13 protein-coding genes and 1 pseudogene are annotated in these 13,513 nt (G+C 50.0%); 5 read left to right on the forward strand and 9 right to left on the reverse strand.

Annotation, left to right across the window (positions count from 1 at the left end):
- A pseudogene (locus tag H141_RS21815) lies at window positions 1-258 on the forward strand (hypothetical protein); the annotation flags it as partial.
- A 27-nt stretch (window positions 259-285) separates the two neighbouring features.
- Here the strand turns inward: H141_RS21815 and H141_RS0116905 are convergent.
- The 4 genes from H141_RS0116905 to H141_RS0116925 form a co-directional block, all read right to left on the reverse strand.
- Window positions 286-993 carry a transposase gene (locus H141_RS0116905; protein WP_019677471.1) on the reverse strand — a complete coding sequence of 236 codons (708 nt, stop codon included), beginning with the start codon at window positions 991-993 and terminating at the stop codon, window positions 286-288.
- 83 nt (window positions 994-1,076) lie between these two features.
- Window positions 1,077-1,721, reverse strand: coding sequence for a type 2 periplasmic-binding domain-containing protein (locus H141_RS0116910; RefSeq protein WP_205620423.1), 645 nt, complete (start codon window positions 1,719-1,721; stop codon window positions 1,077-1,079).
- A 158-nt stretch (window positions 1,722-1,879) separates the two neighbouring features.
- On the reverse strand, window positions 1,880-2,323 hold the full coding sequence (locus H141_RS0116915) for a nucleoside deaminase (protein WP_019677473.1): 444 nt from the start codon (window positions 2,321-2,323) through the stop codon (window positions 1,880-1,882).
- A gap of 300 nt (window positions 2,324-2,623) precedes the next feature.
- Window positions 2,624-4,636 carry a PhoX family protein gene (locus H141_RS0116925; RefSeq protein ID WP_019677475.1) on the reverse strand — a complete coding sequence of 671 codons (2,013 nt, stop codon included), beginning with the start codon at window positions 4,634-4,636 and terminating at the stop codon, window positions 2,624-2,626.
- A gap of 207 nt (window positions 4,637-4,843) precedes the next feature.
- Between H141_RS0116925 and H141_RS0116930 the strand changes: the two genes are divergently transcribed.
- On the forward strand, window positions 4,844-5,308 hold the full coding sequence (locus H141_RS0116930; RefSeq protein WP_019677476.1) for a GNAT family N-acetyltransferase: 465 nt from the start codon (window positions 4,844-4,846) through the stop codon (window positions 5,306-5,308).
- A gap of 220 nt (window positions 5,309-5,528) precedes the next feature.
- Window positions 5,529-7,607: a TonB-dependent receptor family protein gene (locus H141_RS0116940; RefSeq protein WP_026349522.1), complete on the forward strand. Its 2,079-nt coding sequence runs from the start codon at window positions 5,529-5,531 to the stop codon at window positions 7,605-7,607.
- Between the two features lie 52 nt (window positions 7,608-7,659).
- On the opposite strand, the gene H141_RS0116945 is transcribed toward H141_RS0116940, so the two are convergent.
- A complete protein-coding gene (locus H141_RS0116945; protein ID WP_019677479.1) occupies window positions 7,660-8,364 on the reverse strand; it encodes a 2OG-Fe(II) oxygenase in 705 nt (234 codons plus the stop codon).
- A 14-nt stretch (window positions 8,365-8,378) separates the two neighbouring features.
- Here H141_RS0116945 and H141_RS0116950 point away from each other — a divergent pair, with 14 nt between their 5' ends.
- A complete protein-coding gene (locus tag H141_RS0116950) occupies window positions 8,379-8,783 on the forward strand; it encodes an acyl-CoA thioesterase (protein WP_019677480.1) in 405 nt (134 codons plus the stop codon).
- An 83-nt stretch (window positions 8,784-8,866) separates the two neighbouring features.
- Entirely contained in the window at window positions 8,867-10,594 is a 1,728-nt protein-coding gene (ggt, locus tag H141_RS0116955; RefSeq protein ID WP_019677481.1) for a gamma-glutamyltransferase, read from the forward strand.
- Here ggt and H141_RS0116960 read toward each other — a convergent pair.
- The 4 genes from H141_RS0116960 to H141_RS0116975 are packed head-to-tail and all read right to left on the reverse strand — an operon-like array spanning window position 10,591 to window position 13,513.
- Window positions 10,591-11,160 carry an acyl-CoA thioesterase gene (locus H141_RS0116960; protein WP_019677482.1) on the reverse strand — a complete coding sequence of 190 codons (570 nt, stop codon included), beginning with the start codon at window positions 11,158-11,160 and terminating at the stop codon, window positions 10,591-10,593. The two genes, ggt and H141_RS0116960, sit on opposite strands and share 4 nt — an antisense overlap.
- A 22-nt stretch (window positions 11,161-11,182) precedes the next feature.
- On the reverse strand, window positions 11,183-11,533 hold the full coding sequence (locus H141_RS0116965; RefSeq protein WP_019677483.1) for a DUF2288 domain-containing protein: 351 nt from the start codon (window positions 11,531-11,533) through the stop codon (window positions 11,183-11,185).
- Between the two features lie 47 nt (window positions 11,534-11,580).
- Window positions 11,581-12,930 carry a sigma 54-interacting transcriptional regulator gene (locus tag H141_RS0116970; protein WP_019677484.1) on the reverse strand — a complete coding sequence of 450 codons (1,350 nt, stop codon included), beginning with the start codon at window positions 12,928-12,930 and terminating at the stop codon, window positions 11,581-11,583.
- Window positions 12,917-13,513 carry a hypothetical protein gene (locus H141_RS0116975; RefSeq protein WP_019677485.1) on the reverse strand — a complete coding sequence of 199 codons (597 nt, stop codon included), beginning with the start codon at window positions 13,511-13,513 and terminating at the stop codon, window positions 12,917-12,919. The genes H141_RS0116970 and H141_RS0116975 overlap by 14 nt, the downstream gene beginning before the upstream one ends.

Here is a 13,513-nt window from a genome sequence, read left to right on the forward strand (position 1 = left end):
ATAAGCCTGTTACTGCTGCTGAGCAATTTGGCCTCATTAGTCTTGATATTGCTAGGTGTAGGGCTGACCATAGCCAATCAACAACGCCGATTCCAGGCAAACAGTTATCGTGATAGACGAGTCTTGTCGTTTCACTCGCTTGGGTTAAGAGCGATGGCCAAACAGGTGATGTTTACAACAGCACAGTGGCGCAACACCTTGTGCCACTGTAAACACTTGCTTAATACGACGAGTTACAACATTGAATGCGGGGACTAAATTCGTGGGGATCCCTCAGGGTCAGAGTCATTGATTCTGACGAAACGCTGCTGACTTCCTATCGCCGCCTCTGCCTAATGGGTTTGGCCGGCGACCGGTTTGGGTTGCAACCTGCTCTTTGAAACGCTCGTCACCTAACGCCCAACCTCTATTTGTAGCTTCCCGTATTGTGGCAACGTCGTTCTCGGATACTAAGCCCTTAAATAGCCCTTGATATGCAGCTTGTCGCTCATTGTTTGTTTTGCCAAGCTGATGATATAACACATGAGGCGTCAGCAGCTGAACAGGTTTACCCATAGCGTTGCCACGATAGCTCGACCACGGGTAATCTGCGGCATGGTTAACCATTTTTGCCCGTACCGGATTTAACTCTATGTACCTGTATACCGTTAGCAGGTAATTATCGGCATCTACTACGGTAGACTTATATCGCCCTTCCCATAAGGTGCCACTGCGGCCATAGGTATAATTGAAATACTGCACATATTTACGCCCCTGCGCCTGCATCATCCGGCTTACACTATGCTCGTTCTCGGGGGTAACCAGTAAATGCACGTGGTTAGTCATCAACACAAAGGCATGAATAGCAACCTGATATTTGGCAGCTGCATCTTTTAAAAATGACAGATAAGCTTTGTAGTCGGTTTCATTATAGAAGCAGGCTTCACGGTTATTGCCGCGCTGGATTACATGCTGTGCGCAACCAGGCAGATAAAGACGGGGCAAGCGGGCCATCAGATTTCCTCCGTGAAACACCTGATAAAGCTAGCCTGACAGGTACAGAAAATCAATGTCTCTGACCCTATTGATCCAAACGTTTATTGAGGCCCAGCTGGCACGAGCAGCTGCAGTCGATGCCTGGCAAAAGTGCTCTGAAAATCGGGTTGCTGTAACAGCTGTAAGACCCACTGGTAGAGAATATTAATATCCAGAGGATGTTCCGGGTGTAGCAATAACTGCAGCTGATAACGTTGTTCAATCCGATCTGAAATTAACAAGGTATTGCGGTATTGCGGATGTAACAGCAGATATTGCGCTAAAAACGATCGAGTCACAATGGCGGTATCCGTGCGTTGCTTTAACACTAACTCAATGCTCGCATGATGGTCATTGACCTGAATGATTGAATGGCGATTGGTGAGCAGTTCCGGATCGGTTTGAAAGTCAGCTGTAGGATAGTGATAGCCCAGAATGCCGGCAATGGTTTTGTCTGTTAAATCGTCAAACCATTGTTGTGAGGTCGCCTTGCTACGTAAAGCAATAAATACTTCCTCATCGCTAGCAAAAGCCGCTGACTGTTGCAGCGAAATATTACGTTGTTGCCAGCCCCAATTGGCATCTTCAAAGAAAAGAGCATCAAACAGGCCCTGTTGAAAATCCTGATGCCGGCGCACAGCAGTGGTCATCACTAGCTCGAAATGGTAATCCTGCTGTAATAGATTAAGCTGTGTGATTAAATCCACAATTAACCCAGTCGCATTATCGGCTTGAAATTGGATATAGGGTGGGAATTCATACGCGCCAACTCGTACCGTAATTTTGGCAAAAGCCGGCTGAATAAGTAGCAACAACAGGATCACTACCCCCAATATAGTGGCTATTAAATTTTGTCTAAGGGTAATCATACCTTGCCAATATCTTCAAACCATAAGTTTGGTGCAGCGGCGATAAAGTCTTGCATCAGTTTTATGCACTCTTCATCCTGGACGATATTTAGCTCAACACCGCGGCTACGCACATAGGCTTCCGGACCTTGAAAGGTGTGATTTTCACCAATCACAATCTTGGGTATACCGTACAGTAAAGCGGTGCCGCTGCACATATCACAAGGCGACAAGGTAGAATAAAGCGTGGCTTTTTTGTAATCGGCGGGTGATAAACGACCGGCTTGCTCAAAACAATCCATTTCGGCATGCAAAATGGCGCTACCTTGTTGTACTCGTTGATTATGGCCGCGACCAACAATTTCGCCATCAATAACCAACACCGAACCAATAGGGATACCCCCTTCGGTCAGGCCTTTTTTGGCTTCGTCAATGGCAGCTTGTAGAAAAGGATCACGCATAAAACTCTCCTCATGCTAGCTTTAGTCGGTTTGTAGTGCGGTGGTCGGATCGAGCTCTGAGGCTTTTATGGCAGGGTAAACCCCAAAAACCACACCAATCAGGGCCCAGATACTAACGCTTAATATTATAGCGGGTAAAGACCATGTTACAAATGGGGTGAATGCCAGCATGACCTGGGCCTGGATCCCGAAAACGCGCTGAGCGGATTAGCAATGACCATATCTACAACACGCAAAAGCCCGGCAATATTTTCTGCAGGGCTTTTCTTATTGTGCTGCTTCTACTTTGCTTGCAGTTACTTAACTACCAATCACCCCACCGTCATCTTTGGTAATGACTACGGTAGCTGAACGCGGCCGGCTGCTACCACCATCTGGCCAGTGGCTGGTGAAATTATCCGGGCTGGAACGGTCGCCCGGGTGCTGGATATTCACAAACATGGTTGTTAAATCCGGGGTCATGACTACGCCGGTTACTTCACATTCCAGCGGCCCGACTAAAAAGCGCTTTAACTCACGGCTAACCGGATCAGCCGCCAGCATCTGGTTATTGCCGAACGGACCGTCGCTTTGCTGGCTGCCGCTCATATCAGTTTGCACCCAAAGTACGCCACGCGAATCAAACCACAAGCCATCCGGGCTGGCCAGATGGTTGTCAGCATTCAGCACTAAATCGGTACCCGGGGTAGCGGTACCGACATCACCGGCCAGTAGAAAGATATCCCAGTCGAATACCATTGCCGCCTGCGAGTCGCGCTCATGCCAGCGGATAATATGGCCAGTGGTGTTGTTGGCTCTGGGGTTAACAGCATCGGTTTGCTGCTCAGTGCGGGCATTGTTATTGGTCAGGGCAAAATACACTTCGTCCGTTTCCGGGTGCACAGCACCCCACTCGGGCCGATCCATTTTGGTGGCGCCGGCAATATCTGCTGCCAGCCGGGTATTCAGCAGTACATCAGCCTGATCGCTGAACATCACCCCGGCTGCAGTCGCTTTAGCCATAAAATCGGCGTTATTAACATCCAGCGGCAACCAGTCGCCACTGCCATCATCGTTAAAACGCGCCACATACAACACACCGTCATTTAATAAATGGCCGCCTGCAGTATTGCGCTGATAAGGCGCGTTCGATATGTACTTATAAATGTATTCGTTACGGGCATCATCACCCGAATACGCAACCAACGGCTCGCCTTCCACCGCTGTGGCAAACACTATGCCCTCATGAGCAAAACGGCCCAGCGCAGTGCGTTTTTGCGGTACGCTATCCGGGTTAAACGGATCAATTTCCACTATCCAACCGAAAGTATTGGGCTCGTTGCGGTAATCGGCCGTGGCATCATCTGCCAGAGTGCTGGCATTAAAGCGTTGATACTGATCGGCCGTCGGCGTTGCGGTTTCCCAAAAGTAGCGACCATTGCCGCTGCGCACACCATAACGGCTATGCTCACGCGGCTGCCCTGCATCGCTATTCATAAAATAACCTGCCCAGTTTTCTTCAGCCGTCAGGTAAGTGCCCCAAGGCGTCACACCATGGGCACAGTTATTAATGGTACCGCGGGTACGGCTACCGTCAGGGCTGTATTTTGTCAGCACTTTAGCATGGCCCCGCACCGGGCCACTCAGCTCCATTGGGGTCGCTGCCGTGATGCGGCGGTTAAACGGGCTGTTATTAACCAGTTGCCACTCGCCTGAACTCTGGCGTTGAATATGTACTACCGATACACCGTGGGCGGCTATTTCCTTGTGCACCTGTTCGACAGGTCGCGGTAATACCGGCCCACCGGCATGCAGCACATTAGGTTCGACATATTCATGATTCATCACTAATAAACCTTCGCTGGAATTCTCACCGTCGCTTCGTACGTCAATCGGGTAAAAATGAATACCATCATGGTTCATGCCAATTTGCATTTCCTGCTCGGCGCCGCTGTTAGCGGCATCATCCAGATAAGGAGGATAACTACCACTGATTGGTGTGCCCCAGGCTAAAAACGGTTTAACGCTATAGCCAGCTGGCACCGTTACCGTATCCAACCGGTTGGTGGTAATAGCGGTAAACCCCAATAATGGCGCTTCACTAACTGGTGGCAACACTGGCACTGGCGCCGACGAAGAGTCGCTACTGCATGCGGTAAGTGAATTGCCGATAATGCTTGCCACCGCTACCCCAACACTGCCTTTTAGAAACCGACGGCGGGCCATCCGGTTTTCGATTAGTGCAGCAAAAGTGGGGGTGGCTGAAAAATTAGTTATGGGATCGATCCCTGAGTTATCGATATTTACACTGGTTGCGGTTTTACTGTCGGTCATTATTATTACTCCGGATTGGAACGGATGATTAGGTCGCTCTATTAAACCGGCGGTAAATGGCAAAACAGTTACAATAAAATAGCATTTTTGTGATCTCTGCCATGCTTTTGCTGATGGCGTTGTTTGTGGCCTACTGGCGGAGCAAGGGTTGCCTCTGATATAGTTATCAAACAGTGCGTTAGCGCAGCAAATCAGGAAATTTAGCTTATGCAATGGCAAGTACAGACTTTTGCCGATTTGGACACCTTGACGCTGTACTCTATGTTGCAGTTGCGGGTTGATGTATTTGTGGTAGAACAAAATTGCCCTTACCCGGAACTGGATGACAAAGATCTGCATCCACAAACCCGGCATATTATTTTGAAAAAAGGCGACAAAGTTATCGCTTACTCCCGGGTGCTGGCACCAGACGTCAGTTTTCCGGGCTTCCCGGGCATTGGCCGGGTTTGTGTATCGCAAACTGCCCGCCGCCTTGGCTTAGGGCGGGTGCTAATGGATAAAACCCTGGAAGTGGCCAAACAATATTGGCCAGATATGGATATTCATATCTCAGCACAATGCTATTTGCAGCAGTTTTATCAGGAGTCTGGCTTTGAAAGTGCCAGTGAGCCTTATCTGGAAGACGATATTCCGCATTTAAAAATGATCAAACCGGTTAGCCGCAAGCTGTAACTGATTATCCCCTCAGCTGGCCTGCATTGTTAAGCCACTCTTATTTTATTTAACCCTTATGCTTGCCAGTTTTTAGCTGGCAGTTTTTTTCAACCATATCCGACTGTGACCAGATGCCACTAACTCAATCTTAAAATTAATGGTAATGCGATTGATTATCATTGACAGTCGTGCTTTAATTGCGCCCATCGAATTTTACTTACAGATTAATGGAGTTGTTATGCGTATAAAATTGTCCCGGTTATCATTGGCAGTTGCGTTGGCATCGGTATCACTTAGCACAACTGCCCAGCAGCAAACGCCGGCGACAGAAAGCAGCATAGAGCGTAAAAAAATTATGCCTACTCTCGAAGTTATCCGGGTTGTTGGTAACGGCACCCCGGTATTGTTAGAGCAAACCGGGACCGTGATTGTTATCGATCGCAAACAAATCGAGCAAATTCAACCGTTATCTAATGAAGATGTTCTGCGCCGCATGCCCGGTATTAATGTCACCAGTGAAGAAGAGAGCTCTATCGTTTCTAACTTCGGCATGCGTGGTTTGTCTGCCAGCGAGTCAAAATCGCTGGTATTAGAAGATGGCGTACCGGTAGCACCTGGCTTGTTTATCGGCAACGACCGTTACTTTAACCCACGTATTCAGCGGGTAGAGCAAATTGAAATATTAAAAGGCTCCGCTTCATTGCGCTATGGCCCGTCCACTATTGGCGGCGTAGTCAATTACCAGACCAAAACCCCGGACGACGGCGTAACCGTGACCGGCCGTGCCGGCTCTTTTAATATGCAGGAAGTGAGTGCTGAAGCCGGTGGCAAAAGTGCCTCAGGCGATGCCTTTGCCGGTATAGTCGCTACTCACGCCAGCAGCGATGGTTTTTTGGATAAAGACTATGAAATGACCGATGTAATGGCCAAGGCCGGGGTTATTTTCAGTAACGACCAGAAGCTGGGCATTAAAGTGTCGCGTTATGAAAACGACGCCAATATCTCTTACCGCGGTTTGCTGCTGGGCGATTATCTGGCGGGTGCCACTTACAACCCGGCGCCGGATGATTACTATCTGACCGACCGCACTGCTTTTGATATTAACCACGAATGGACCCTTTCCAGCCAGGCAACCTTAAAAACGCTGCTGTACTGGAGCGAGATGAGCCGTGATTACTGGCGTTATAATGTTGATACTGCGGCGTCGAACCAAGCCGGTCGTTGGGTATATACAGACGCTTTAACCGGCAATAATCGCTCATTCGAGCGGATAGGCATTGAAACCCGCTTAAATGTTGACCATAACCTGGCCGGTATGGTTGCCAGCAGTGAGTTTGGCCTGCGCTTTATGCAGGAAGAAGCTAACGACACCCGCATTCGGGCGGTGCGCAGCAGCGATCGCACCGGCGTTAATGATCGCCACCGGCTAGATTCTGCCGACAGTGTCGCAGCCTATGCCCAGAGCCGGATTGAACTGAATGAGCAATTTGCGGTAACCCCGGGGTTACGGGTGGAATCGTACGAGCAAACCCGCTTAGATTTAACCAATAACAATGCCACAGCTAAGACCAGCAATACCGAGCTGCTGCCTGGCGTGGGTGTCACTTATAACCTGAACAATTCTGCTCAGCTATATGGTGGTGTATACCGGGCTTTCTCGCCAGCCTCTAACGGGGTGGCTCTGGACGGCCTTGCCGATCAGCAACTGGACGGTGAACGTTCTACCAACTATGAAATTGGGGTCCGTGGTAAACAGGGGGCAATTAACTACGAAGTCGCCGCTTTTATGATGGATTTTAGTAATCAGGTGGTTACCGGTAACAGTGACCCTAACCTGTCGCAGTCTAATGCCGGTGAAACTGAGCATCGCGGTATGGAATTTATGCTGGGCTATCAGCTTGGTGCTGGTTTCAGTATCGATACTAATGCCACCTGGGTGCCAACTTCAGAGTTTAAAACTGGCGACAACCAGGGCAACCGGCTACCTTATGCACCGAAAGTTATTGCCAACCTGGCGCTGAACTACCAGCTGGAGCAGTTAAGCGCTGCCCTGAGCGCCCACCACCGTGGTGAGCAATATGGAAATTCCGCTAACACCGTTGATCTGCCGACCAACGCCGCTGGTGGCATCTGGGGAGGTTTACTCCCTGCTTACACCGTGCTGGATTTAACCGCGCAGTACAACCTGGCCGATAACATCCGGCTATTTGCTGCAGTGAAAAACCTGACCGACAAGCGTTATATCACCGCCCTGCGCCAGGGAATTTACGTTGGCCCGGAGCGTTCATTCGAGCTGGGAGTCAGCTACAGCTTCTAAGCTAACTTCTAAACTTAGAAGCAGCCTCTGCATTGCAGGGGCTTTTTTGTTTTCAGCTTTGCGGCGGGCCATAGAGCTGTTCGGCGCGATTAAATAAAATCCAGCTGGTTAATATGTATTTATCATTCGATACCGGCGTACAACCGCGGTGGGTGTGGGTAAAGTAGGCCGGGGCGATAACCATCCGGCCCGCTTTTGGGCTGATGGCTTTATTCTGGTAGAAAAACTCAGTCTGGCCGCCCTCTGCTACGTCGTTTAAGTAAAACATAAACAACAAGGTGCGGTGCAGTGGTTCGTTGTGCGGTAACTGTGGGTAGACTTCACAGTGCCAATAATTGTAGTTACCCTTACCTGCCTGATATTTTTGCGCTTGTATTGGCCCCAGGCGATATAAAGTACGCATAAAGTCGACTGCTTTTGGTGCGCCAAATTCAGCATAATTTTCATGAGTAATGGCCAGCGGCTGACCGGTTTGGGGATGACTTACTGTTAAGCCTACTGGTGCTATCAGCGCAAAATGATATTTGGCAAAGTACTCGGCGGCATACCGACTGGTAGCGTCAATTATCTGCTGCATTGCTGCCTGATATTCAGGATATTGGTTTAAGTATAAGTCGGTACTGATTTTTTTACTGGTGTCCACTCCGGCACCGGTGCGGCCGGGCACCAGATGCGGGCTGTTGTCAAAAAGCGTGATTAGCTGTTGGCAAAAGTCCGGGCTTAACGCATTATCGTAAACCTCTATAAAATCTGTCATGAGTATTCCTGATTATGTTTAGCGAAGTTATCCAGCCCCGTTTTTCCGAAACCGACGCCCTGGGGCATATAAATAACACTGTATTTGCGGTGTGGTTTGAAGGGGCCCGTACCGCAGTATTTCGCATTTTTACCCCAGAACTTAATCTGAAACAATGGCCTTTGATCATCGCCAGAGTCACTATCGATTATCATGCCCAAACTCAGTATGGCGAGCCAGTAGAAATTCGAACCTTTATCGGCCGTCTTGGCAGCAGCTCGTTTGATGTTTATCAGGAAGCCTGGCAAAACGGCGTTAAATGCGCTTCTGGCACCACAGTAATGGTGCAGTTTGACTACCAGCAGCAACAGGCAGTGCCGTTAACGACAGAGCAAAAAACTACCTTAGCTGCGCATCTTCTTGCCACAACTGACCGTTAAGCAGCACCCGTTGGTCGAAAGATACTGGTAATTAACGTGGTCAACCGCTAGCTTGGCATTAACTATAACAAAGGTAAACCACCATGAATTTACGCTTATCTGTTGGCTTTTTCGCCAGCGCCGCCTTGCTGGCCAGTTACGCGGCGACTGCCTATGACCGGATTACCGGCCACGACTTTGCCAGCCGCTCTGAAGTAATAGCCCAAAATGGGATGGCGGCGACCAGCCATCCGCTGGCAACCCAGATTGCGCTGGATATTATGAAACAAGGCGGCAATGCCATTGATGCGGCCATTGCTGCCAACGCAGCATTGGGTTTAATGGAACCCACCGGCAATGGCATAGGCGGCGATTTATATGCCATTGTCTGGGATGCCAAAACCGGCAAGCTACACGGCCTGAATGGCTCAGGCCGCTCGCCGCTTAGTTTAAGCTACGAAATGCTGGCCCATGAACTGGAGAAGCTGGGTCGTACCGACTTACCACCGCATGGCATGCTGCCAATCAGCGTCCCTGGCGCGGTAGACGGCTGGTTTGAATTACACAACAAATTTGGCAAGCTGGAGATGGCCAGCATTCTGCAACCGGCCATTGATTATGCTGAGCAGGGCTTCCCGGTAACTGAGCTGATTGCCTATTACTGGAATAGATCAGTGCCGATATTAAGCCCGCAGCCAGGCGATTTTACCGGCACCTTTACTATTGACGGCAAGGCGCCGGCCAAGGGCCAGATTTTTAAAAACCCGGCGCTGGCCAATACCTACAAAGCTTTAGCAAAAGATGGCCGCGATGCGTTCTACAATGGTGACATTGCGGTGCAAATTGACCGCTTTATGCGGGAAAATGACGGTTATCTGCGCTTCGCCGATTTTGCTAATCACCGCTCAACCTGGGTAGAACCAGTTGGGGTAGATTATAAAGGCTATACCCTGTGGGAGTTGCCACCCAATGGTCAGGGCGTTGCTGCACTGCAAATGTTGCAAATTCTGAAGAACTTCGATTTAAAAGCCATGGGTTTTAATACTCCACAAAGTATTCACACCCTGGTAGAAGCGAAAAAACTGGCATTTGAAGACCGCGCCAAATTTTATGCCGATCAGGACTTTCATAAAACTCCGCTGCAAGGCTTAATTTCCGAAGAATACGGCCGCGAGCGCGCCAAACTGATTGGCGAGCGAGCCGCGCAACGGGTGGATGCCGGTAACCCGCATTTGTATGAAGGCGATACCATTTACCTGACCACCGCCGATAAAGACGGCAATATGGTGTCATTAATTCAGAGTAACTACCGGGGTATGGGCTCTGGCGTGGTAGTACCCGGGCTGGGATTTGTGTTTCAGGACCGTGGTCAGTTGTTTTCAATGGATAAAAACCACGCCAATGTTTATCAGCCAGGTAAAAGGCCATTTAATACCATTATTCCGGCCTTTATCACCAAAGACGGTAAGCCGTTAATGAGTTATGGCGTGATGGGCGGCGCTATGCAACCGCAGGGCCATGTGCAAATTCTGGTGAATATGGTCGATTATGGTATGAACCTGCAGGAAGCCGGAGATGCCGCCCGTTGGCAGCATTTAGGCAATACTGAGCCAACAGATGGCCAGGATATGTATCTGAAAAATGGCGGTTATATTGAAGTAGAGCGCGGCGTGCCTTACAGCACGGTACGAGACCTGATGTTAAAAGGCCACCAGGTACGTTATGGTTTGGGTGGCTATGGTGGCTACCAGGCTATTATGAAAGACCACGAAAACGGCACCTGGGTTGGTGCATCAGAATCACGCAAAGACGGTCAGGCTGCGGGCTACTAGCCGCTGATGGCAACGTCATTTAACAGTGCCAGTTTAACATCAGCATGATCGCTGGCCATAAAGGCCAGCGCTTTGTTTAAATCACCGCCAAAAGGCTCTGCCGCAATCCGCTGTTTGCGGGCGCTTACCCGCTCGGCCGCTTTTAAATAACGCATCACCTGTTCACGGCTGGTTAATTGCAACCGCGGCACCTGCAGAGTCGTGCCGGTTTCATCTTTGGCGATCATGGTAAAGTATGAAGAATTACAGTGCTTTATTATGCCGGTCTGAATATTCTGAGCGTCAACCCGGATCCCCACCATCATCGAGGTATTGCCAACATAGTTAACCGAGGCCTTTAACGTAACCAATTCTCCAACCTCAATCGGGTTTAAAAAATCTACCCGGTCAACCGATGCGGTAACACAGTAACTGCCACTGAATTTAGAGGCGCTGGCAAACGCAATCTGATCCATTAACGACAACAAATAGCCGCCATGAATTTTACCGCTGAAGTTTGAATGAGACGGCAGCATCAGCTGCGATAAGGTAATTTCAGAACTGTCGACTGTTTTGTACGTTGCCATAAATCGCCTCAGTTATACCGGATTAATTAAGCTGTGCCGGTTTATCCTGCACCAGCACCCAGGGCGAAATAACTACAGCCCATAACTCAGTATTATTATCAAACCACTGCTGCGCCTGCTGCTCGGTCGTGCGCGCTACTGCGCCGGCGGCCAGCCAGTCGGCAACCTTAGCTTTATCATCAGCACTGAAAGCAAAGGCAACTTCGACCAGATCATGGCCAGAGCTAACGGTTATTACTGAGCCTGCGGCATAAAACTTTTGCAACTGTGGCCAGTTTATCCGGGCAGTTTCACTGATAATTTTCGCTTTAATCAGCTCCGGGTTTTCCGCATCTTCAGCCAGATGGCCGTCAGGCGGCGTAATTGCGCTCATTACAGTCTCCTTAATTACATGCAGCCAGTGTAAAACAGCCGGCGGCCTTACTCCAGTGCTTCGTCTTCAGCAGCAACCTGAGCAGCACTTAACTCGTGTTTTTTTAATAGTTTATAGAAATCTGTCCGGTTTCGTCCCGCCAATTCAGCCGCCCGGGTAACATTACCTTCGGTCATTTTCAGCACCCGTACTAAATACTGGCGCTCAAACTGGTCGCGGGCGTCGGTCAGGGTAGGCCAGTAACTGCTGTTTTGCGATAGAGCCTGCTCTACCAGGCTCTGGCCAATTACCGGGCTATGGGTTAAGGCGACACATTGCTCTATCACGTTAACCAGCTGCCGAACATTGCCGGGCCACTTGGCGGTAGCCAGGGTTTGCAGCGCATCATCCGCAAAGCGGGTTACTTTGACATTATGCCGCTCGGCGCTTAGTGCCAGCACGTGGCGGGCCAGCAACGGAATGTCCTCCGGCCGTTGCTCCAGACTGGGCAACTGCAGATTAACCACATTTAAGCGGTAGTATAAATCTTCCCGAAAGCTACCCTCGACCATCGCCTGCTGCAAATCACGATGGGTGGCAGAGAGCACCCGGACATTAATCGGAATACTTTTGCTGCTGCCTACCGGCCGGATTTGCCGCTCCTGTAACGCCCGTAACAACTTAACCTGTAAGGCAACCGGCATATCGCCTATCTCATCTAAAAACAGGGTGCCGCCATCGGCTTCACGAAATAAGCCACCGTGTTCTGACACCGCCCCGGTAAAGGCGCCTTTGCTGTGGCCGAATAACTCCGACTCCAGCAAATGCTCTGGCAGGGCGCCACAGTTTATCGCTACAAAGTGCTGCTTGGCTCTGGGGCTGGCTTTATGAATAGCCTTGGCCAGCAATTCCTTACCTGTACCACTGGCACCGGTAATTAACACACTGACATCACGCTGGGCTACCCGGTAAGCCTGCTCCAGCAGTGCCGCCATTAGCGGGCTGCGGCTGACGATTTCCTCGCGCCAGTCGGCCTGTTCAGGTACCGACTGATGCACCGCCTGCTTTAAAATATCACGTAGTTCTGCGCTATTCAGTGGCTTGGTTAAAAAACCAAACACCCCGCGCTGGGTGGCTGCCACCGCTTCCGGAATAGAACCATGGGCTGTCATCAGCACCACCGGCAGGCCCTGATAACGCTTGGCAATTTCATCGAACAGGCTCATGCCGTCCAGACCCGGCATCCGCAAATCGCTTAACACTACATCAAAGCTTTGTTTGTTCAGAATAGTCAGCGCGGTTTCGGCGCAATCGGCATTGACCACCTGATAGCCCTCACCTTCCAGCCGCAAAGTTAACAGCCGCAATAAGCTTGGGTCGTCATCAACTAACAATAAACGCGGTTTAGGGTCGGCCATTGTTACCCTCATTGATACTTTGATTAAGTTGGGCTTCTATCTGAGTTAATGCATCAATTTTTTTCTGCAGATCTTTATTGGTTTTTTGCAGCCGCTCAATATTGTCATGTTGCTGGGCATTCAGCCGGGTCAGGGCGCTGACCGCCGACTCAGTTTCCAGTAATTTCTGATTAAAGGTTAAATCCCAGCTAATCAGTGCCGCCAGCCCTGGTGGCAGTACAGCAATTTGCTCGGCTAACTGCATTTGCACCCGCAGCCGGGTTAAATAAGGGGTGTCAGGATGTAACTGCAGAATAATCCGCTGCAGCATTTGCACCGGATCAGGGCCAGACAGATCACCGAGTGACTCACGCCACAGCGCCCGGTTGTTTAATAAGCTGGCCCGGTAGTTTACCCAGGCTTGCAGGGTAGCAGGATCATCGCTCAGGCTCAGCGCTACTTCAGAGCTGGGGGGAGTGTCTTGCGGTAAGCTTTGTTGCTCTGTTAATTCAGGCTCAGCTAGCGGTTCCGGCGCAGGCCTTTGCTGGTTTAACAACTGGCAGCCTGACAGCGTAGCCAGCAGTAATATCAGCATAATTCTCAT

Origin of the sequence: Arsukibacterium perlucidum DSM 18276 (assembly GCF_000382165.1) — a bacterium.
GTDB lineage: Bacteria > Pseudomonadota > Gammaproteobacteria > Enterobacterales > Alteromonadaceae > Alishewanella > Alishewanella perlucidum.

Bases quoted from the DNA above. Each gene is read 5' to 3' on its own strand.
- H141_RS0116905 (WP_019677471.1), bottom strand. From the start codon at position 993: ATGGCCCGCTTGCCCCGTCTTTATCTGCCTGGTTGCGCACAGCATGTA.
- H141_RS0116915 (WP_019677473.1), bottom strand. From the start codon at position 2,323: ATGCGTGATCCTTTTCTACAAGCTGCCATTGACGAAGCCAAAAAAGGC.
- H141_RS0116925 (WP_019677475.1), bottom strand. From the start codon at position 4,636: ATGACCGACAGTAAAACCGCAACCAGTGTAAATATCGATAACTCAGGG.
- H141_RS0116930 (WP_019677476.1), top strand. From the start codon at position 4,844: ATGCAATGGCAAGTACAGACTTTTGCCGATTTGGACACCTTGACGCTG.
- H141_RS0116940 (WP_026349522.1), top strand. From the start codon at position 5,529: ATGCGTATAAAATTGTCCCGGTTATCATTGGCAGTTGCGTTGGCATCG.
- H141_RS0116945 (WP_019677479.1), bottom strand. From the start codon at position 8,364: ATGACAGATTTTATAGAGGTTTACGATAATGCGTTAAGCCCGGACTTT.
- H141_RS0116950 (WP_019677480.1), top strand. From the start codon at position 8,379: ATGTTTAGCGAAGTTATCCAGCCCCGTTTTTCCGAAACCGACGCCCTG.
- ggt (WP_019677481.1), top strand. From the start codon at position 8,867: ATGAATTTACGCTTATCTGTTGGCTTTTTCGCCAGCGCCGCCTTGCTG.
- H141_RS0116960 (WP_019677482.1), bottom strand. From the start codon at position 11,160: ATGGCAACGTACAAAACAGTCGACAGTTCTGAAATTACCTTATCGCAG.
- H141_RS0116965 (WP_019677483.1), bottom strand. From the start codon at position 11,533: ATGAGCGCAATTACGCCGCCTGACGGCCATCTGGCTGAAGATGCGGAA.
- H141_RS0116970 (WP_019677484.1), bottom strand. From the start codon at position 12,930: ATGGCCGACCCTAAACCGCGTTTATTGTTAGTTGATGACGACCCAAGC.
- H141_RS0116975 (WP_019677485.1), bottom strand. From the start codon at position 13,513: ATGAGAATTATGCTGATATTACTGCTGGCTACGCTGTCAGGCTGCCAG.